Here is a 21,209-nt window from a genome sequence, read left to right as displayed (position 1 = left end):
TTTCTTCTTCCCGCGAAAAAAATGCCGCACCTCAACATATTGACGATCAACAGCATTATGGAGAATTTTTGTCCGCTACCGGACAACTTTTGTTCACTTTTGCACGAAAGCGCCTTTGCAGGAAAGGTACCTTTCTCCGGTAAATTATCATGTATATCCTTCCTTTTTATTTGTATTTTGTACGCTTATTCCTCGTAGTAAATATTTTAGCATGAAAAAACTGTTTTGCATAAGCTTTATACTGTTAACCCACTGGGTATCTGCACAAGAGAAAAATATTCGCATTGCCACCCGCAACATCAGCCTCCTCTATGGCGTTAACCCCGAAGGCCGGTTAACACAACAATACTTCGGGCAACAATTACAGCCAGCCACAGCTGACACCCTTGCACAGGGAAAACAGGAAGCCTATGTAACCGCAGGAATGGAAAGCCTGCTGGATCCGGCTATCCGTATTGTACACAACGACGGAAACCCTTCGCTGGAGCTAAAGTACAGTAGCCATACTTCAGTAAAAACAAATGACGATATCACTACTACTACCATTACACTCAAAGATCCCGTATACCCGGTAACCGTTATCCTCCATTTTGAAGCATATTATAAAGAAGATATTATCAAAGCCTGGACAGAGGTAAAACATAACGAGAAAAAACCGGTACAACTAACCGCATACGCCTCTTCTATGCTTCACCTGAAAGCAGATAAATATTGGTTAACACAATTCCACGGCGATTGGGCAAAGGAAGCCGGTATGCAGGAACAATATCTTACCACCGGGATGAAGATCCTCGACAGTAAACTGGGAGTAAGAGCCAACATGCTGCAATCCCCGCTGTTCCTGCTGTCATTGAATCATCCCGCAGAAGAAGAAAACGGGGAAGTACTGGCCGGAACACTGGCCTGGACCGGAAATTTCAAATTTGGTTTTGAAGTAGATGAACATAATACCCTGCACGTTAATTCCGGGATCAATCCTTACGCGAGCGACTATACGCTAAAACCCAATGAAGTTTTTACCACGCCGGCATTCATCTTCACCCTGTCGGCCAAAGGAGCCGGGCAGGCCAGCAGAAACTTTCATCACTGGGCGCTCAACTACGGTATCCTCGATGGACATACCCCACGTTTAACCCTGCTCAATAACTGGGAAGCAACCGGGATGGACTTCAACGAACAACGGCTGACCAGTCTTTTCGGCGGTGCTAAAAAACTGGGCGTAGATATGTTCCTGCTCGACGACGGCTGGTTTGCCAATAAATTTCCCCGCAATGCAGACAATGCGGGTCTGGGCGACTGGGAACACAATACCACCAAACTTCCGCATGGATTAGGTTACCTCGTACAGGAAGCAGAAAAACAAAACATTAAATTCGGCATCTGGCTGGAACCGGAAATGGTAAATCCACAAAGTGAATTATATACGAAGCATCCGGATTGGGTACTTCGCCTGCCAAACCGCGCGGAAAACTATTACCGCAACCAGATGGTGCTGGACCTTACCAACCCTGCTGTGCAGGATTTCGTATATAGTGTGGTAGACAAAACCATGTCTGAAAACCCGGGCATCGCTTATATCAAATGGGACTGTAACCGGATGCTGACCAACACTTATTCTCCTTATCTGAAAGAAAAACAATCGAATCTTTTTATTGATTATACCCGCAGCTTATATAAAGTACTCGACAGGGTAAGAGCAAAATATCCTCACCTGCCGATCATGCTTTGCTCCGGCGGTGGCGGACGTACAGATTATGGCGCCATGAAATATTTCACCGAATTCTGGCCCAGCGACAATACCGACGGATTGGAAAGAATTTATATCCAGTACGGATATTCACACTTCTTCCCGGCCAATACAATGGCAGCACATGTTACCAACTGGGGAAACCAATCCCTGAAATTCCGCACTGATGTGGCCATGATGGGCAAACTGGGATACGATATCAAGGTGGATGATTTTACAGAGAAAGAATTACAGTTCAGTCGTGATGCCGTAACTACGTATAAGCGTATCAGTGATATAGTGTGGTATGGTAGTCTTTACCGGCTTATTTCTCCCTATAAAGAAAACAGGGCGGTATTCCAGTATACCAGCGACGATCAGCAGAAAAGCATCGTTTTCAGCTACCTGATGAACATCGCAAAAAACGACGTATTCACAATGGTGAAACTACAGGGACTGGATCCTCAAAAACGTTATCGCATCAACGAAATAAATCTCTTTCCCGGAACACATTCTTCATACCACTTTGATAAGCTCTACAGTGGCGATTTCCTGATGAAAGAAGGTATTCAGCTGGTGGCCGGGAATGGCAGATCGCTGAGCAGTAATATCCTTGAAATAACAGCCGAATAAGTACGTTATATTTAAATGCGCTGTTTCCAACAATACGGGAAACAGCGCATTTTCTTTTGAGGAAAAACGAATCGCAGCTGATTTATTATCTTCAGTACTTCAAACTACAGGGATATGCTTCCTTTTGCCAATATGCCTTACGGTGATGCACCCGGATACTGTTTTCCGTTAACGGAGATCTGTATGTACGCCCTGCTGCTTATTTGTGGCTGGCATGCCCTTAAAAAGGGTATGGCAAACATTGCATGGTTGCTGGGGGCATTATGCTTCGGATTGCTCCTGGAATATGTGAACGTTGCCACCAGCAGCGGTTATGTATACGGGCAGTTCTGGCTTATGCTGGGTGAGGCGCCTCATAATATTCCGTTTTGTATTGGCTGTGGCTGGGCAGTCATCATTTATTCATCGCGTTTATTTACAGATAATTTCGGGCTGCCGCTATGGGCCGCTGCTGCATTAGATAGCCTGCTGGCTTTAAACATCGACGGAAGTATGGACGTAGTGGCGTATCGCCTGCATATGTGGCATTGGGATTGGGTGGGCAGGGGGTACCCGTCAGAAACACTTACGGGGCAGTGGTTTGGTGTGCCATACGCTAATTTCTATGGCTGGCTGCTGGTAGTATTTTTTTATTCGCTCTTTGGCCGGCTGCTGGAAAAAGTGGCGGTTACCCGGCTATGGAAAGCCGTGTTGCCTTTACTTTCCATTATCCTTTCACAGGCCGCCCTGTGGGTATCCTTGTTCCCATTGGCCGATTTACTGAAGCAGGCATTTGGCAGCAGCAGCATGCACCGGCTTATTGCATTAATAATATTACTGGCGTTAATGGTAGCAACAGGCTTTGCCAGGAGAAATAAAATCAGCGATCATTATTTTCCGCTGGCAGCGTGGATTGTTCCATTATGGTTCCACGTGTATTTCCTGGTTTGGTTATTCCTGGGTGGGTTCTCCCGGGAAAATAGCCGGATGACGGCTTTCTCTTTGTTAAATGCAACAGTCGGTATACTGATTCATTTACCTATGCTGATAAAAAAGCGACCCATAACTATTTTAACGGAAACATGTTAATATTAATACCTTGTTTTACAGCTTAAATAACTTTTACTGGTGACAACACTGATCGGTTATCTAACAGGTGCTGAATGGCATATTTATATCAAAATAGGCAGTATTGTCTTACTGATCCTTATTTTCATTGGTTTGATTGCTACTATTCTGCTGGAAAACCGCAACCCCGTAAAGGCTATCGGTTACATCCTGGTGCTGGTGTTTATTCCGGTGGTTGGTTTGATTGTTTACTATTACCTGGGACGTGATCTGCGCAAAAGAAGACGGTTTACCCTGAAAGGCAGTAAAGATGAGGTGTTATTTTCCAGGTACTGGGAGTCCCAGAAACCGCTGATAGAACAAATGCAGGTGGAATTACGCCGACTGGCAGGAAATAAACAGGAGATTTCTGCCATGTTGCTCAATACCAGGCAGTCTATCCTCAGTAAAAATAACCGCGTACAACTACTGATTAACGGAGAAGAAAAATTCCCGGCCGTTTTCAGTGCGCTGCGTGCCGCGAAACACCATATTCATATCGAATACTACATGATTTCAGCGGATGATGTGGGTAATGAAGTGACAGACATCCTGATAGAAAAACTAAACCAGGGCGTACAGGTGCGCTTTCTGTATGATGATATGGGCAGCGACCGGATCGGGGATATTCCTGATCGCTTAAAAGCACATGGCGCCAGCGTATACCCTTTTTCTCCCGTACTGGTAGATTTTTATCTGAACGCCAATTATAGAAATCACCGCAAAATTATTGTGGTAGACGGCAGGATTGGTTTTGTCGGCGGCATCAATCTCGATGAACGATACATCAACAACGGCAAGCATCCTGTTTTCTGGCGGGATACCCATCTGAAAATCGAAGGCGATGCCGTGAACATCCTGCAGTTGCAGTTTCTGATGAGTTACCGTTATTGCAGTAAAGAAGTATTCCCTTTTGCAGAGCCGTTCTTTCACCGGTCTGATCTCACGGGTACCTGTTTTGTGGATATTGTTGCCAGTGGTCCCGATTCAGAATGGCCTGTTGCCATGCAAAGTATTCTCATGGCTATTAACATTGCCAAGAGAAGGATCCGGATCACTAACCCTTATTTTATTCCCACAGAAGAACTGCTCACGGCGCTGCAAATGGCTTCCCTCGCCGGGAAAGACGTACAGCTGATATTACCGCTGAAAGGTGATTCCTATATTGTACAACATGCTGCCCTCTCCTACCTGAAACCATTATTGGCTGCGGGTGTAAGAATATTCTTCTATACCCGTGGTTTTATTCATGCTAAAACGATGGTAATAGACGATAATCTTGCATGGGTAAGCTCCGTTAATTTCGACAACCGCAGCTTTTACCTGAATTGTGAAATAGGCGCTCTGATCTATGATAATGAGGTGGCTACCCGGCTTAATAAAGTGTTTGAAGAAGACCTTTTATATTCCGTTCCTGTACAGGAAACCCGCTGGAACAGGCGCAATGTTGTAAAACGGTTTATGGACGCAGTGTGTCGTCTTCTTACACCATTGTTATAAGCCCTAATCCTTGTCTTCATCCAGATCGAGGAACTCTCCGTTGTCTTCTTCCAGATCTTCGTGTCTGTCGCCTCCTATGCTGTAAATATTGTTTTCCTCATCTTCCTCCCCAATGGCTTCTGCTTCATCGTCCAGTTCTGCACCGGGAATATCGAGGTCATCTCCTACTTTATCCTGGCGCCAGGTTTCTTCCTGTTCATCGTTTTCCCTGGACCTCTTTTTATCCGGTGGCAATTCACTGTTTCTGCGGAAAGAGCCGGTTACCTCGTTGATATCCAGGTCTACTTCTTTATCCCGGTTCTTTTTATTCATGATATCTTCGCTGGCAGGGTATTCCGGGTATCCCGGAAATTGATCTTCCTCTTTTTTTGGCAGTTGTTGGTCTTCCTTGTTGGTTTTATTTTTCTTGTTGCTCATAATCAAACCTTTTATTAAATACGAAAGCAGAAAATGCCGTGCCACATAAAGCAGCAGGCATTGTATCAGGAACATAACAAAGCAGAAGAATGTTTGTTTACAGGATTGATCAGCGTTTTTTTCCTACCAGGTTTAACTGCAGCGATAAGCCGGCAGAGTACAGTTTCACCTGTCCCAATCCTACCCCATGCAGGGGAATTTTTGCATATGGTTGTACCCCAACAATTAATCTTCTTCCGGCGGGATGCTGATAAAGGGCGCCTACATTCAGGATGGCGAGATAATGTTGATTTTCATTTTCTACTGTTCTTTCCTTTTCAGGAGTGTATTTGTAGATATACTGATATTTTTCTTTCAGCATAATATAGTTGGAAATACCGAGTGTGGCGCTCACCGTATTATTTTTTACCTGTAAGAAGGTATAATTTATATTCACGGGTATATCGAGCACATCACAATTCGCATTCACTTTCACAAGATCATACGGATTGGTGTAGTTGGGATTTCTATAATCGCTGCTCGTAGCACCGTATAATTTTTTACTGTATACTACTCCACTTGTAACAAACCAGTGCTTGTTAAAATAATAGTGCGCCAGTACGCCAGCATTAAAACCGATCTTTCCATAATTAAACGAAGGCGCAACATTCAGATCTGGTCCGAATGTTACACCGACATAAAGTCCTTTTGAGTTAATCTTTCGTCGTGCAACTTTTTTTTCCTGATCCGGCTGTATCTCATTGTTTATAGGTATTTCGCGGGGTATTCCTATTTTCGTATATACGTTATAGTTATTAGCATTCTTTGTTTTCAGCAAATCGAAAACGGAGTATTTTATAGTAGACTCATCACCATTATCATTGCCCGTTGTTTTTCCTGATTCAACAGGAATATCTGGTATCGTTCTTTTTTCCGGTATATATTGATCTGTTGTTTTATTTGCCTTCGGCAGATAGGTATCTGCATGCGAAGAGGTTTGCTGGCGGCCGGTGTTTACGGCCGCCGCATTTGTTTTTGACAGATGGATTCCTGACGGGGATACCGTTTGCTGTTGGGAGGAATTTCCTGTTGTAGTATTCGCAGCTGGCTGTTGTTTTTCTAACGATGAATTACTTCCCTGATGTATTTTAGTTGGCGTAGGTATTTCCCTTAAATGAGCCGCATTACTATCCGGAGTGGCCATGCGCTGTCCGTTTGTTATAACGGAGTCCTGTTGTTGTGGGGAAGCTACTGTTGCACGTGAAACAGCTTTATCCGTAGCTGATGGTTGCATGATCCACCAGCCTAAGCCGCCCAGAACGGGCAATAATAACAGCCACCACCAGCCGGCCGGGCGTTTATTATTATCGCCTGCATCCAGCTTTGATTCCATTTTTTTCCAGGCATCCTGGTCAAAAGGAATATCAGCTTCATTTAGCTTGTTACGGATACTATTTTCAAACGCGTCATTCATTTTTGTATAAGGGCATATTTATGTCTATTCCATCAGTAGTACTCATGGATGCTTTAATAATTCTGTCTTTCAGTATTTTCTTTGCTTTGAATAAATTTGATTTGGAAGTTCCTTCTGAGATTCGCAACATACCTGCTATTTCCTGGTGTTGGAAGCCCTCCATCACATACAGATTGAAAACAGTTCTGTAAGCCGGAGGCAAAGCCTGAACATGCTTCAGCAATTCATCATAGGATAGTTTATCAATTATTTTTTCATCTGTTCCGGGTTCTGGTACCTGGTTGATATCATCCGTAAAAACCAGTTTCTTTTTACCTCTTAAAAAATCGATGGCAGTATTTACCATAATTTTTGCCAGCCATGTTTTAAATGGCCGGGAGGTATCAAATGTTTCAATGTGTTGGAATATTTTAAGGAATCCGTCATTCATGATTTCAACTGCCTCATCTCTGTTTTGTGCATATCGCAAACAAATGCTGAGTCCATATCCGAAAAAGTTCCGGTATAACGCTTCCTGACTGCTGCGTTCTTTTCTGCAGCAACCAGCAATCAGTTCATTAATATTATTCAGCTCATGCACAAAAATATTCTTGCCTGCTTTTTTGGTATTAGGTGCGTTATAATTTTCTTATCAGGAAATGATTGTTTAAATAAAAACTCCAAACTGAAGATAGATACGCTTGGCAATCAAAAAAGGTTGCTTTCGCTACAAAAATAAACTTTTCCTCAAAAAATATGCGTTTTTAGCCCCTTTTATCCCCTCTCACCCTTTTTTAACACTTACATCCACCTCATTAGAGATAATTAAAATTTACCCCATTTCTGGAGGTCGATTTTGCGGCATTTTTGCCATTTTTTTCTGTTTGTGCCCGTTAAAAATAAAAAAGCGGGTAGATTGTAAAAAACAACGTTACCCGCTTTTGTAAAACTTTTTATTTTTATCGTCCCATATAAACCATCAGGATTTGTACATCACTTGGATTAACTCCACTTATACGACTTGCCTGACCTAAAGTATGCGGACGGATTTTATTAAATTTCTGTCTTGCTTCATTTGACAAGGAAACCAGTTTAGCATAATCGAAATTGGAAGGTATTACGAGATCTTCCAATTGGCTCATTTTCTGAACCAGTTCATTTTCTTTTTCAATGTATACATCATACTTAATCTGGATTTCTGCCTGTTCCAGAATATCCTTACTAAATCCGGAGAGTGCCTGTCCGATTTTTTCCACCTGGTCTTTCATGGCAAAAATGTCGAGTCCGGGGCGTAACAAAATCTGATGTGCTTTTTGTTTCTGCGTTAACGGAGCAGAAGATTTCTCAGCCAGTAGTCCGCTGATTTCATCCGGCTCTACTGATAATTCTTTCAGGATACGTTTTATCTGTTCAACTCCTTGTCTTTTTTCCTGCACTTTCTGCATCCTTTCTTCAGACGCCAGTCCCATTTTATAGCTCCTTTCCGTTAAGCGGAGGTCGGCATTGTCCTGGCGTAACAGGGTTCTGAATTCTGCCCTGGAGGTAAACATACGGTACGGCTCTTCGGTACCCTTATTGATCAGGTCATCGATCAGCACACCAATATATGCTTCACTCCTTTTCAATACAAAAGGCGCCTCTTCCCGGGCCTTCAGGTGTGCATTTATGCCCGCCATAATACCCTGGCATGCAGCTTCCTCATATCCGGTAGTGCCGTTAATCTGGCCTGCAAAGAAGAGGTTTTGAACATGCTTTGTTTCCAGGGAAAACTGGAGCTGTGTTGGCGGAAAGAAATCGTATTCAATGGCATATCCGGGACGGAACATCCGGCAGTTTTCAAACCCTGGTACCAGGCGAAGTGCTTTCATTTGCACATCTTCCGGCAAAGAGGTAGAGAACCCGTTTACATATATTTCCACGGTATCCCAACCTTCCGGTTCTACAAATAACTGGTGGCGTTCCCTTTCCGCGAAGCGGTTTATTTTATCTTCAATGCTTGGGCAGTACCGGGGTCCTGTTCCCTGAATACGTCCCTGGAACATAGGTGATCTGTCGAAACCTGTACGCAGCATTTCGTGTACGGCATCGCTGGTGTAAGTGATCCAGCAACTTCTTTGTTGCGCCGGTTTAATTTTTTCGACATCCAGGTAAGAGAATCCTACAATTTCTTCATCCCCCTTCTGTTCTTCCATTTTGGAATAATCGAGACTCCTTCCATCAATACGTGGAGGGGTACCTGTCTTTAAACGATCGCTTTCAAAACCCAGGGAAACGAGTTGTTCTGTAATACCGGTAGCCGCTTTCTCTGCTACCCTGCCACCGCCAAATTGTTTGTCCCCGATATGAATTACCCCGTTGAGGAATGTTCCGTTGGTGAGTACTACCGCCTTCGCCTGAATTTCATGCCCTAATCCGGTGATAACACCGTGGCATCTTCCATCCTTCACTAAAAGGCCCTTTACCATATCCTGGTAAAAGTCAACATTCGGTGTTTTTTCCAGTGCTTCCCTCCATTTTGCAGCGAAAAGCATGCGGTCATTCTGTGTGCGGGGGCTCCACATTGCAGGACCTTTTGAACGGTTGAGCATACGGAACTGGATCATAGATTGATCCGTTACTATTCCGGAATATCCTCCGAGGGCATCTATCTCTCTTACAATTTGTCCTTTGGCAATACCACCCATAGCAGGGTTACAGCTCATTTGAGCTATGGTTTGCATATTCATGGTTACCAATAAAACTTTGGACCCCATATTGGCAGCAGCGGCAGCGGCCTCGCAACCTGCATGTCCTGCGCCTACAACAATTATATCGTATGATGGAAACATAATAACTTTAGAAAGTGCAAAATTACGTAGAAGTAAGGAGAATGTGGTTGCCAATGTGGAATGTTCCACGTGGAACATTGATAAGGAAGAATTAATGCTCGCCTTTACAAGGATCGTATATACTGTTCACTAAAGAAAGGATGTTCCACGTGGAACATTTATTATAAACTATCCAGACAAAAGTCTAATCCCTCTTTTTCTGACTTAAGGGTTTCTTGAAATCAGAAAGCCGGCGGCATGTGAGCCAGGCGCTCTCAAAACTCACATTAAACACCGGAAAACAAGTTGGTAAATTTGATTCATTCATTGCCAATCAGTTTCCTGCATTATATCCCTTCCTGCAAGCAATTTTCCTCAAGTACTTCCATTCACAGAAGTAAATAAATCGCCATGCTGATGCCTTTCATTTCTGACCAAGACTCTCCAAATAAAAAGGATTCAAGTCACACAAGAAGGTGGTTCTTTTGAAGATCGTCATTTTCCCCTTTTATATACATCTACGTTTCTTCATTACAAGTACTGGATATTGTTTGGTGGCGCTCCGGAAACCGCCCCCTAAGCTTAATTCTTTGTCTTCATAAAGAGACGTTATCCAAAAGCCATAAATACCATTCAACTCTTTTTATTCTTCCGAGTATAACACATTACTCATCGATTCTCTTCCACGCGGAAAACAACTTCTTATAAAGCTCTATTAATACCAGTTAATTTCTATTTCTTTAATGCTGGTTTCCTTAATCCAGGAACCTGTTTAATTAAGTCGTCCCTAAATACGCATATGGCAGCTCCCCTTCTCATTTGTAGTACCCTAACATAAAAGCAGGTAAATACCAATCAAATCCCAAACACAGCTATTTCGCGGGTATAAATATTTAGCGCATCAGGAAGGACAAACCAAGAGGACACTGCATAAGCATTCTCTACCTTCTAAAGAGCCATGTGTATCTTCTCCAAACTAAATCTATATGGAAAACAGATTATCAGCTGCCTCAAGGTTAGATATAGACGGGTGAAAGAAAATGTTGTTACACCTACTTCGACACAGAAGTGCTTTTGTAGCCATGCTGTAGAGGAAATCAATCACATCGTATCTCTTTCAAGGGATATCCTCTAAAAAGGTTATTCCCCTTAATTGCACAAACAAATCCCCTATTGTTAACCACCTGATAGAAAATAAAGATTGAGCCATGCTACAATCAATCTAATCATACAGGATCAATACGCGTGCTTGCACGCACAATAAACTGCTGCAAGATTAAAAACAGCCAATCCTCGTTAAACAGGAAAAATATTCAAAGGCAGTCCAGGAAAAATACCACCCTCAAAATGGTACAAATGTTTCACGTGGAACATCTATACCCAAAAATAAGTTCTTACCTTTTAAATCTCTTTCATTATAGATGCCCCCAATATATTCATTGGGATAATAAGGTCCTAAAACCTGATATGTACTATAAAACAGGTCTCTGTCGAGAGATGATTAAATTCTTTCGAATACCCAAAAAATGGTTACATAACTTTGGGCTTCCCACCACCTTACACCCAAATTACCCGTTTTCATGAGGGGCATAGTGTATGGGGAGTGTATGCCAAGTGTATTGTGAGTGTATGGGGAGTGTATAGGGACTGTATGGTAAGTGTATTGTGAGAGTATGGGGACGGTATAGGAACTATATAGGGACAGTATAGGGAGTACAACGCATATACGAGTCCTAAGTATCGGACAAGTATGTGAGAAGTATCCGAGAAGTAACAATAGTGTATCCAGGATATAAATTCAACCTGTAATCACCTGGTCTTTTAGATCAACTATCCCTAAATAAGAAATGTTCCACGTGGAACATCCTCAGACTATTTTATTTACCAAAATACTTTACCAGGTATTCATCTTCCTTACTTCTCATCAGGGCGGCATCCTTTTTACTTTTGTCTTTGAAACCGCATAAATGCAACGCGCCGTGAAAAATAACCCTGTGCAGTTCCTGTGCTACAGGCACCTTAAATTTGTCTGCATTCTCCAACACCCTATCCACGCTAATATATATTTCACCCTCCGTAATGGCCGGATCCTCTCCCATCTCAAAAGTTACGATATCCGTATAGGTGTCGTGTTGCAAAAACTGCTTGTTAATCTCCAGTAGGTAAGCATCCGAACAGAAAATATAATGTAAACTCCGTAAACCCTGCCCTTCTGCGGAGAAAAGATCACTTAGAAACAATTTCAACTTCCTCTTTTCCTTTAAATAATCCTTCACCTCATGCGATGTAAACTGAATAGCCATCTATAATCAAAAAATTTATGTGGATGTAAAAGTAAAGTGAAATTTTGGATTGGATGACCTTTCTTTTTGCATATTGGCTATACAGAGGTAACTTTGCTTATCATTCATAAGTATGCATCCCCATTGTGCTGGTACAAAGTTTAAACAGATTAACAAGCAGGAAATGAAAAAAGGCATTATAAAACTATCGTCCCTCTCAACAGGAAAAAGTGCGGTAATTATAGAATTTGCGAAAGACGATCTTCATATTAAACTGATGGAAATGGGCTGCGTACCAGGTGAAACAGTAAAAATTGAAAAAATTGCTCCCTTAGGAGATCCAATTTCAATTATGGTGGCCGGCTATAACTTGTCACTTAGAAAAACAGAAGCAGATCATATTTGGGTAGAGGAAATTTAGTTTTCCTCTATTTTTTTATCCCCAAAAACCAAGAAAATTTTATAAAAAAGAGCGTTTTTTCGGAAAAAACACACTTTTAACCCCACTTTTCCACATATTTCCGGGATTTTTAGTCCTTTCAAAAGAAATTTTGACCGGATCACCTCACTTATCAACAAATCTTCCAAACCATCTTTCTTCATATTTCCAGGAGCATCATTTGGTGCTTTTTACCCCGATTTGTTAACAAATTTTCCTTTTTTTCTCCTTTTTCTCAATTTTTTCACCAAATTTTCAATAAAGCCCCTCTTCCGGCATTCACTTTTCCAATAAATTCCGCTTTGGATGTAAAAATTTGAGCGCTTTAAGAATGAATTCTTTTGAATTTTTCCAGCATTCCCCCGCAGAATCTAAGAAAATGTAAATCTCAGCGCCCTGGCAAAGCGCTTACAATTAAACACAAGCATACATTTATCCGGCATAGTAAAAAATGTCCGATTCTCAGCGCATACCCAGTGACCTGAGCATCCAGCCACTCAAGAAAACCAGGATGTCTCCGGGAAAAATAAAAAAATTCAATTGTCAGCGCCTCCGTCAGCCGCTGACGTATGCTCAAAAATCTGATCCCAGGATAAATCCGCGAACCTTTCTGAATATTAAATTCTCAGAGCCTTGCTTATACGCTGACAATCGTCTGAAAAATATTTCTCCGTATTTCTAAAAGTGGAAAGTTAAATACTCAATTCTCAGCGCACTTACAGTGCGGCCTAGTTGCGATATAATTCAGGAAAGCAGGAACAGCTGCAAAGCGAAGTTAAATATCCAATTCTCAGCGCATTGACAACGCGCTGAGAATTGAATGAAATCAGACCTATCCGGGGTAGCCCAATCAACACTTCATTCTCAGCAAACTACAAGTCAGCTGAGAATTGGATGAAACTTAAAATCCCGGGGTAACCCCAGCAAAAAGAGAAATATTCAATCCTCATAGCCTTCTTTAAAAATCAAATGGTTGCTCAGTTGGAAAGCTCTCATTTGCCCCAAAAAAGATGGATAAAGATCTCCAAACAACTCCGAAAAGAAGCCACTAAAAGAGGAGAGAAAAGCCTTCGTTAAATTATTTGTGAAAAAATAAAAGGCTTGAGAATGTAACGAAAATGGAAAGCATGGGGAAACCCCATCACTATAGAAAATATTGAATTGTCAATGCCTTTAAAAAATAACAACGGAGAGTTCCCTGGAAGAAAATTTCGCACACTATTGCGTGATAAAAAAGAAATATCATATCCTCAGGCCAATATCAGTGCGCTGACAATTAAATATTCTTCTAAATCCTTCACTTACCCAATGCCGATTATTTTTTTTCAATTCTCAGGGCACTAAAAAACAATTTCAAAGGGTTTCTAACATCAAAAAATACTGCGCTGCATTGGCTTTTACGAAGAATGGTACAGTTACGTCATGGATATAAGTTTCTCACGGCCTTCATAACGCGCTGAGAATTAATTGATTCGTACCTAAATACGAAGGCCGTGAGAATATTAAATTCTCACGGCCTTCCGTAAACTATCAACTTCCTATATGTAAAAAGTAAAATCTAAATAGCTATGTAAATCAACCAGTTATATTAAAGTCCAGCCTGTGCACTAATTTCCAGCATGCGTTCAATTGGCTTTTTAGCGGCTATTCTCAGGCTTTCTTCCATTGTAATTTCCGGCTGTTCATATTCCATACACAAATACAATTTTTCAAGCGTATTCAATTTCATGTGTGGACAGTCGTTACAAGCACACGCATTATTGGGTGGAGCGGGAATAAATGTTTTACCGGGATTCTCTTTCTGCATCTGGTGCAGTATGCCCGTTTCAGTAACAACGATATATTCCTGCGCATCATCCTTTTGGCTAAACTTCAGTAAACCTGTGGTGGATCCGATATAATCCGCAATGGCCAGAACCGCCGGTTCGCATTCCGGGTGGGCAATCACTTTGGCTTTGGGATGACGAATCTTCAGTTTTGTAATCTTTTCCAGGGAGAAAATCTCGTGTACCATGCAGGCGCCATTCCATAAAACCATGTCTCTACCCGTTTTTTTGATCAGATAGGCCCCTAAATTCCGGTCGGGGGCAAATATGATCGGCTGGTTGCGGGGAACGCTTTCGATGATTTTCTCGGCATTGGAGCTCGTGCAGATGATATCGCTGAGCGCCTTGATACCCGCAGAGCAGTTGATATACGAAATCACGATATGGTCAGGGTAACGGTCCCGGAACTTCTTAAACAGCTCCGGAGGGGCACTGTCGGCCAAGGAACAACCCGCCTTCAGGTCGGGTAACAGCACTTTCTTCTGGGGACTGAGAATTTTTGCGGTTTCAGCCATAAAATGTACGCCGGCAAAAACAATCATGTCCGCATCTGTTTTGGCAGCCTGCTGACTGAGTCCCAAACTGTCTCCGATGTAATCTGCGATATCCTGGATATCCGGTTCCTGGTAATAGTGCGCCAGGACGATAGCGTTTTTCTTCTTTTTCAAATTTTCTATCGCTTCAAACAAATCCAGGGAGGGATCGACTGATATATCCAAAAATCCGTTGCGTTGCAAATTTTTTTTCGCGTCAGCGATTTCCATAATCATAGCTATATACTTCTTTAAATATTTAAAAGAAAAGCCCACTACTATTAGGGCTGTGAATATGTGGAAATTTAATTTCCGGCTCACGTACAAATGTAGTTGTTATTCCTTTTTATTACGCTTTCCACACGAAATTAACATGCCATTTCCGCGCCAATACTGGCTTTTCCTACTTTCATCCACATACGTGGATATCCTTCTAGGTGAAAATCTTTTTCGTCAACTGTGTATTAGGAAAATGTTAAAAGAAGGCATTTGCTATCCACATTTCCACGCTTTGATTTTTAAGGGTAAATTTAACCACAATAACAAAATTAGTTTTACCTGTGAGCAGAGGCACCTTTTCCCACCTTATTTTGCGTTTTACAGGGGTTTTTACACATCAATTGTGGAAAAGAAACTCTTGGAGATGAAAAATGGTCAAAATGCATACAGGCTTAAATTAGCCCTGTTTTATTCACAATTTTATGTGGATTAGAGAATCCGCTTTTTTAACATTTGTGAATAACCTTTTTTTAGATTTTGACACTTAATTTAGGCGAAATACCTGCTGTAATCGACGTTTAAAAATATTTAGCCCTTGAAAAAGAAGAGGTTGTTAATAAGCCCGTCATGTGGAAAACCTGTGAATGTTACATAGTCCACAAAAGTGTTATAAGCACCTGAAACCCTTTACTGTATTGAGTTTTAGAGCAAAAAATACTCTTTTGCAGTTACAGTTTATTTATTCTATTTTTGCTATCCTTAAAAATGTAGACTATATAATATATGTCAGTAATTCAGAAAATCAGGGACAAGTACGCCGTCATGATCGTTGTAGTGATTTGCCTGGCTATTGTTAGTTTCCTGTTGCAGGATGCCTTTTTTGGCAAAAGTTCTCTATCCCGTCGCGATACCAGCGTGGGTAAAGTAAATGGTGAAGATCTCGATTTAGCAGAGTATCAACGTCGTATTCAGGACGCAGAAAACAACGCGCGTCAGCAAATGCCCAATATTGACGAACAAACACGTCAGTATATCCGCGAACAGGTTTGGAACGAGTTTCTGAATGAACAAATTATGCAGGCTCAATACAAAACATTGGGTATCGACGTAACTGAGGCAGAAGTTGTAGACCAAATCAAAGGTAAAAACCCCAACCCGGTAGTTGTACAACAATTTACCCGTGATGGCCAGTTTGACCGCAATGCTTTGCAACAGGCTATTTCACAGGCAGGCAGCAACCCGCAGATCCGCGAAGGTTTACACCAGCTGGAAAGTTATATTGCCAAATACCAGGAGCGTTTGAAATATGTAACCCTTGTTAAACAAGGTATCTACTATCCAAAATGGCTGGCAGAACAACAACAGAAAGATAACAGCCAAACAGCAACTGTATCTTATGTAAGCGTTCCTTATGCTACCATTGCCGATTCCACTATTAAAGTAACAGACGCGGAACTTGATCGCTTTATCCAGGATCACAAGCAACTGTTTAAAGTAGAAGAATCCCGTAAAATTGAATATGTATCCTTTGATGCGATCCCTTCTGCCGCCGATTCAGCTGCTGCTATCCAGCAGATCATGGCAATGAAGCTGGAACTGGATACTACAAAAGATAACATCGCCGGTTTTATTAACCGTAATTCAGATATTAAATATTACGACGGATATATTTCCAGGAACGAAGCGAAAGTTCCTATGAAAGATTCTATCGTGAATCTGCCTGTAGGAACCGTTTTCGGACCATACTACGATAATAACCTGATCGTTTTTGCGAAAATGGTAGATCGTAAGAATATGCCAGATAGCGTAAAAGTTCGTCACATCCTCATCGCTTCCGGCGCTCAGGGTGGTTTACCGGACTCTATTGCTAAAAAACGTGCAGATAGCCTCGAACTGGCTGTAAAAGGCGGGGCCGACTTCAAAGCACTGGTTAACCAGTTTTCTGATGATCCGGGTAGCAAACAAACCGGTGGTGAATATGAACTGACTCCATCTTCCCAATTTGTTCCTGAATTCAAAGACTTCGCTTTCGATGGTTCAAAAGGCCAGGTAAAAGTGGTGAAGACGCAGTTTGGTTACCACGTTATGGAAATACTGGATCAGAAAAATATTGGTCCGGCTATTAAGGTAGCTTATCTCGGTAAGTCTGTAGAAGCCAGCAAAGAAACTAATAACAACGCATTTAGTGCTGCGAGCGGTTTTGCCGGTAAAAGCGGTAATGCTGCAGCTTTTGAAAAAACAGTACAACAGGAAAAGCTGAATAAAAGAATCGCTGATAATGTGCGTCCAATGGATTTCGTGATCCCCGGCATCGGACAATCACGCGAACTGGTACGCTGGGCTTACGAATCCAAACAAGGTGATGTAAGCAAAGTATTTACCTTCGATGATAAATACGTAGTGGCCGTTTTAACCAATGTACGTAAAGAAGGTACTGCTCCGCTTGCAGATGTCAGACCTCAGGTAGAAGCTGAAGTTAAGAAACATAAGAAAGCAGAACAGATTATGGCTAAACTGCAAACTCCGGCTTCGCTGGATGCTGCAGCAAAAGCAACCAACCAACCGGTGCTGAACGCGGAAGGCGTTTCTTTCGCTACTCCGTTCATCGCTTCCCTGGGCTTTGAGCCACGTGTTGCTGGCGCATCTTTCAATAAGAAATGGGGTACTGCAACCGTATCCGCTCCAATTGAAGGAAATGCAGGTGTATATGTGATTAAGGTAGATAGCTTCCAGCCGTCTGCTCAACCGGCTCAGGATATCGCTTCCCAACAGGCTGCTTACGAACAGGGTGTTAAGTCCATGCTGGATCAGCAACTGTTTGAAGTGTTGAAAAAGAAAAGTGACGTGAAGGATACCCGTGGTAAATTCTTCTAAACCACTACATTTTTTACTGACATAAGAAAAAGGGAAGCACTACTGCTTCCCTTTTTTGTTCCCCTTTCTCCTGCCTTTTACCCCCTTATTCCTATTCCTGCGTCGATATTCGTAAATTTGTATCCTTAAATAGGGATAAAATGGAAGAAATCATAAATAAAGTAGCGCAGAGTGGACTGGAAACCATTGATCTGGAACAATTTTACCCAAAGGGGGAAATTGTTGTTTTTGATATGAAGGATTACCTGTTTATGGGACTCATCCTGAAAGAAAAGGATTTCCGGGCAGCTATGCAATCGCACGACTGGGAGCAGTACCGTGGAAAAAATGTGGGGTTAGTATGTTCTGCAGATGCCGTTATTCCTTTATGGGCTTATATGCTGGTAATGACCAACCTGGAACCGGTAGCGGCCTATGCGGCTTTCGGTGACGCTGAATTTATACACAACACATTGTACCTCAGGAACCTGGGAGAAATTGACCTCTCCGCTTTTGCTGACAAAAGGATTGTTATTAAAGGATGTGGTGACAAACGGGTAGGAGAAATTGCCTATGCGGAAATTACCCGCCTGCTACGCCCGGTAGTAAAGAGTATTATGTATGGAGAGCCCTGCTCTACTGTACCCGTATATAAGAAGAAGAGCTAAAACCAGCCTCTTTTCCGGAATATCATTATCATCAGCACCAATAATATGCCCATGCCTCCCAGGGTATAATAATAACCGTTGGTAGATGCCAGTTCGGGCATGTTGTGAAAATTCATTCCATATATACCAGCGAGCAGTGTTGGCGGCGCCATTAACGTAGTAACCACCGCCAACACTTTCATGATTTCATTCATCTTCAGATTCAACTGGGTATGATACATTTCCTGTAAATTCAGCACCATATCCCGGTAGTTATCTGCCAGATCATTACATTGAATGATGTGATCGTATACATCCTTGTAGTATTTGGTCACTTTATCATCCAGCAGATCACTTTCACTCTTCAGAAAACCGTTCACCAGTTCTCTTACCGGTGCAATAGCCCGTTTGAACAGGAAAACCTGGCGGCGTAAATAATTAATCCGCGCCAGGGTACGGGTATTGGGCTGATGCTGAACCAGGTCTTCCATCATTTCAATCCTTTCCCCCAGTTTATCCATCACGATGAAATAGTTATCGACAATTACATCCAGTAATGAATAACAGAGATAATCCGCGCCACCGTTGCGGATCCTGGATCCTGCTATTAAAAGTTTAGCCCGTACCGGATCAAATACGTCCCGGGCGGGATCTTCCTGGAAAGAGATTACGAAGTTTCTGCCGAGTACAATACTCACCTGCTCCAGATCAATAGAAGAAGTTTCGCTGTTGAAATAAATCATTGGAAGTAAACAAAACATCCGGTCATTGATTTCATCCATTTTTGCCCGCTGCCCTATACTCAGAATATCATCTTCCAATAATGGGTGGATTATAAACTGTTCACATACGGCATGCACCTCCTCTTTCCTGATACCATCAATGTTGATCCAGCTTAATTGCGGAGCGTTTGCATACTTGAAGGTTTCTTCTATTTTATTCAGCACCAGTTCTGAGCAAAGACTGATATTATAATCAAAAACGGTGATCTTGGTCTCTGCCGCCGGCTTGCGGGTGGTTACTCCTTCCGCCGGATTATAGTTCATGATGCGTTGCTTCTTCACCTTGAATGGGTTTAGTACTTGTACTACGCCGGGAATAGGCAATTTATTTTTGAAGGCCATATGTGCTGATGTTACCAGGATTGATTACCGAATTTAAAGTAAAAATCGGTCAGAATACCTGCTATGTATTAATAATTATACCTGTTGGAGGAAAGCTGTTTAGCCCCGGCTTTTGCCGGAAACGAGTCGCATAAGGCTGAAAATAAATGCGCAACTTAAATCCTATGGGGTATGTGGACTAATTGTTTGAGCCAGGTAAGGGATTATTTTTTTGAGAGATAAAAAAAAGAAATCGCCCGGCATTGTTAGAGCCGGGCGACAAGGATTAAATATGATGAATTATGTAAGTGCTTAGAACCTGGGCAGCTCAATAACCGGAGGAGTACCGGTGGCAGGACGTTCAAACAAATCGCCATACTGCGCATTGGCAGGTTTAAAGCCGCTGTTCCATAAGTAGAACCATCCGTTTTCTGAGCCCCCGCCATAGTCGAGCCTGTCTTTTGCTTTAGCGGTAGCATCATTGGAGAACTTTGCTTTGGTAAGCTCTATCCACTCGCCGGTATTGGTTTTGATCCAATGGTTACCGAAGTATCCCTTGCGGCCGAGGTGACCATTTTCAAAAGAGAAGTTTTCCAGGAAAGAATAAAGATGTCCCATATACTTCCCGTCTTTAGGAGCCCTGAAGCTAGCAATCAGTTTCCACTCTTTGTGTTCAGGTACATAAAAATAGGCAGTGTAAGTAGTGGTATTGCCTGTTGGTACACTGTGCATCAGGAAACGATAAGTATCTCCGGCTTTCCAGTTGTATACCCAATGGCTATGCCCACCGGTGCCTTCGCCGCCAAACCCGCTGGCATCCACACTATCTCCTTTTGCAAGCATTACCACCTGGTCTTCATACTTTACTTTGCTGCGTTCCTGCGGTTCCCCACCAGCGTCCCATACGGAAAAAATAATCCTTCTTTCGGTAGGAGAATTTACCTGCATGCCAAAGTAACCCCTGTGAAATCCGCAGGACATGAAATAAGTGCCCAGTTTATCTTCTCCTTCCGGCACTTTAATTTCTCCATAAAACCACTCTACATTTTTACCTTCCGGAACAGGATAGTTTAAATGTACAGAAGCCGCACGGCGCCAGGGTTTGGCGTTGTACTGAATATCTTTGACAGCCGTGCCGGAAAGGGTTACATTTTTTACATCTGCATATACATTTCCTTTCCTCTCCACTCCTTTTAATGATACACAATAGAAGCCTGCTTTTTTAATAGTTGTTTGTAAGGCAGGAATATTTACGAAATCAGTATTGGAAGGAATGCTAACTATTTTTTCTGTACCATTTACCGAAACAGATACTTTGCTTTCAGCATCGGCTTTCGCTGATAGTGATACTTTGAGCGAGCCGGGAGTGGCTACATGAAAATAGAAATTAACGGTGTTGCTGTTATCAGTCCAGTGTACAACGCCGTCGCGTTCACTGATCTCTACATGTTCTTCTACCGGATCGGCATAGGCGGCAAAGCCAGGCAGCTCAGCCACCCGCGCCTGTGCAAAGGCGTTGTTTACAGCAAAGCCAATAGCCAGCGATGCTGCGAGGAGTGTTTTCTTGTTCATTGTTCTTAATTGTATGTCAACAAATAAAGCAGCATCTGTTTCCAAATGCAATTTTGCGGGAAAAAAATTACAATCGAATGAGATTCCCATACAATCAACGGTATGTGCATTAATTTATACAGGGCAGAAACGTA

The 21,209-nt window shown here is 42.3% G+C and carries 14 protein-coding genes; 6 read left to right on the top strand and 8 right to left on the bottom strand.

Translation table 11 applies throughout. From position 1 onward, the window contains the following. The first annotated feature begins 211 nt into the window (after nt 1–211). The 3 genes from V7S65_RS21925 (at nt 212) to cls (ending at nt 4,945) form a co-directional block, all read left to right on the top strand. Entirely contained in the window at nt 212–2,359 is a 2,148-nt protein-coding gene (locus V7S65_RS21925; protein ID WP_336387640.1) for an alpha-galactosidase, read from the top strand. A 114-nt stretch (nt 2,360–2,473) separates the two neighbouring features. Continuing rightward, nucleotides 2,474–3,427: a carotenoid biosynthesis protein gene (locus V7S65_RS21920; RefSeq protein WP_336387641.1), complete on the top strand. Its 954-nt coding sequence runs from the start codon at nt 2,474–2,476 to the stop codon at nt 3,425–3,427. A 39-nt stretch (nt 3,428–3,466) separates the two neighbouring features. Next, on the top strand, nt 3,467–4,945 hold the full coding sequence (cls, locus tag V7S65_RS21915; protein WP_336387642.1) for a cardiolipin synthase: 1,479 nt from the start codon (nt 3,467–3,469) through the stop codon (nt 4,943–4,945). A 3-nt stretch (nt 4,946–4,948) separates the two neighbouring features. Here the strand turns inward: cls and V7S65_RS21910 are convergent, their stop codons facing one another. The 5 genes from V7S65_RS21910 to ybeY all read right to left on the bottom strand — a co-directional run bounded on the left by V7S65_RS21910 (nt 4,949) and on the right by ybeY (nt 11,904). After that, on the bottom strand, nt 4,949–5,362 hold the full coding sequence (locus V7S65_RS21910; protein ID WP_111577215.1) for a hypothetical protein: 414 nt from the start codon (nt 5,360–5,362) through the stop codon (nt 4,949–4,951). Nucleotides 5,363–5,471: 109 nt separating this feature from the next. Beyond that, nucleotides 5,472–6,815, bottom strand: coding sequence for an outer membrane beta-barrel protein (locus V7S65_RS21905; RefSeq protein ID WP_336387643.1), 1,344 nt, complete (start codon nt 6,813–6,815; stop codon nt 5,472–5,474). Next, nucleotides 6,808–7,395 (bottom strand): RNA polymerase sigma factor, encoded by a 588-nt coding sequence (locus V7S65_RS21900; RefSeq protein ID WP_079471485.1) that lies wholly within the window; start codon nt 7,393–7,395, stop codon nt 6,808–6,810. The genes V7S65_RS21905 and V7S65_RS21900 overlap by 8 nt, the downstream gene beginning before the upstream one ends. Before the next feature lie 358 nt (nt 7,396–7,753). Then, nucleotides 7,754–9,622 (bottom strand): tRNA uridine-5-carboxymethylaminomethyl(34) synthesis enzyme MnmG, encoded by a 1,869-nt coding sequence (gene mnmG / locus V7S65_RS21895; RefSeq protein WP_111577213.1) that lies wholly within the window; start codon nt 9,620–9,622, stop codon nt 7,754–7,756. Nucleotides 9,623–11,478: 1,856 nt separating this feature from the next. Further along, the gene (ybeY, locus tag V7S65_RS21890; RefSeq protein ID WP_336387644.1) at nt 11,479–11,904 is read right to left on the bottom strand and encodes an rRNA maturation RNase YbeY; all 426 of its coding nucleotides are present in this window, start codon (nt 11,902–11,904) and stop codon (nt 11,479–11,481) included. 163 nt (nt 11,905–12,067) lie between these two features. Here ybeY and V7S65_RS21885 point away from each other — a divergent pair, with 163 nt between their 5' ends. Further along, entirely contained in the window at nt 12,068–12,304 is a 237-nt protein-coding gene (locus V7S65_RS21885; protein ID WP_079471780.1) for a FeoA family protein, read from the top strand. A 1,606-nt stretch (nt 12,305–13,910) separates the two neighbouring features. Here V7S65_RS21885 and nadA read toward each other — a convergent pair. Further along, complete coding sequence (nadA, locus tag V7S65_RS21880) at nt 13,911–14,912, bottom strand: quinolinate synthase NadA (RefSeq protein ID WP_079471781.1); 1,002 nt, start codon at nt 14,910–14,912, stop codon at nt 13,911–13,913. Between the two features lie 771 nt (nt 14,913–15,683). Between nadA and V7S65_RS21875 the strand changes: the two genes are divergently transcribed. Next, on the top strand, nt 15,684–17,774 hold the full coding sequence (locus tag V7S65_RS21875) for a SurA N-terminal domain-containing protein (protein WP_111577209.1): 2,091 nt from the start codon (nt 15,684–15,686) through the stop codon (nt 17,772–17,774). 140 nt (nt 17,775–17,914) lie between these two features. Further along, complete coding sequence (locus V7S65_RS21870; protein WP_079471491.1) at nt 17,915–18,421, top strand: DUF2480 family protein; 507 nt, start codon at nt 17,915–17,917, stop codon at nt 18,419–18,421. On the opposite strand, the gene corA is transcribed toward V7S65_RS21870, so the two are convergent. Together corA and V7S65_RS21860 are read right to left on the bottom strand one after the other, a co-directional pair. After that, a complete protein-coding gene (gene corA / locus V7S65_RS21865) occupies nt 18,418–19,524 on the bottom strand; it encodes a magnesium/cobalt transporter CorA (protein WP_336387645.1) in 1,107 nt (368 codons plus the stop codon). The genes V7S65_RS21870 and corA overlap by 4 nt on opposite strands. 291 nt (nt 19,525–19,815) lie before the next feature. Then, a complete protein-coding gene (locus V7S65_RS21860) occupies nt 19,816–21,075 on the bottom strand; it encodes a DUF3472 domain-containing protein (RefSeq protein WP_336387646.1) in 1,260 nt (419 codons plus the stop codon). Nucleotides 21,076–21,209: the final 134 nt, after the last annotated feature.

The organism is Chitinophaga sp. CCNWYY40 (genome assembly GCF_037483205.1).
In the GTDB taxonomy this organism is placed as follows: Bacteria; Bacteroidota; Bacteroidia; order Chitinophagales; family Chitinophagaceae; genus Chitinophaga; species Chitinophaga ginsengisegetis.
Note: the sequence above shows the minus strand (reverse complement) of the source record. Positions and strands in the feature narration are given on the sequence as shown.

Bases quoted from the DNA above. Each gene is read 5' to 3' on its own strand.
- corA (WP_336387645.1), bottom strand. From the start codon at position 19,524: ATGGCCTTCAAAAATAAATTGCCTATTCCCGGCGTAGTACAAGTACTA.
- V7S65_RS21860 (WP_336387646.1), bottom strand. From the start codon at position 21,075: ATGAACAAGAAAACACTCCTCGCAGCATCGCTGGCTATTGGCTTTGCT.
- V7S65_RS21885 (WP_079471780.1), top strand. From the start codon at position 12,068: ATGAAAAAAGGCATTATAAAACTATCGTCCCTCTCAACAGGAAAAAGT.
- V7S65_RS21905 (WP_336387643.1), bottom strand. From the start codon at position 6,815: ATGAATGACGCGTTTGAAAATAGTATCCGTAACAAGCTAAATGAAGCT.
- V7S65_RS21870 (WP_079471491.1), top strand. From the start codon at position 17,915: ATGGAAGAAATCATAAATAAAGTAGCGCAGAGTGGACTGGAAACCATT.
- V7S65_RS21875 (WP_111577209.1), top strand. From the start codon at position 15,684: ATGTCAGTAATTCAGAAAATCAGGGACAAGTACGCCGTCATGATCGTT.
- nadA (WP_079471781.1), bottom strand. From the start codon at position 14,912: ATGGAAATCGCTGACGCGAAAAAAAATTTGCAACGCAACGGATTTTTG.
- mnmG (WP_111577213.1), bottom strand. From the start codon at position 9,622: ATGTTTCCATCATACGATATAATTGTTGTAGGCGCAGGACATGCAGGT.
- V7S65_RS21920 (WP_336387641.1), top strand. From the start codon at position 2,474: ATGCTTCCTTTTGCCAATATGCCTTACGGTGATGCACCCGGATACTGT.
- V7S65_RS21925 (WP_336387640.1), top strand. From the start codon at position 212: ATGAAAAAACTGTTTTGCATAAGCTTTATACTGTTAACCCACTGGGTA.
- V7S65_RS21910 (WP_111577215.1), bottom strand. From the start codon at position 5,362: ATGAGCAACAAGAAAAATAAAACCAACAAGGAAGACCAACAACTGCCA.
- ybeY (WP_336387644.1), bottom strand. From the start codon at position 11,904: ATGGCTATTCAGTTTACATCGCATGAGGTGAAGGATTATTTAAAGGAA.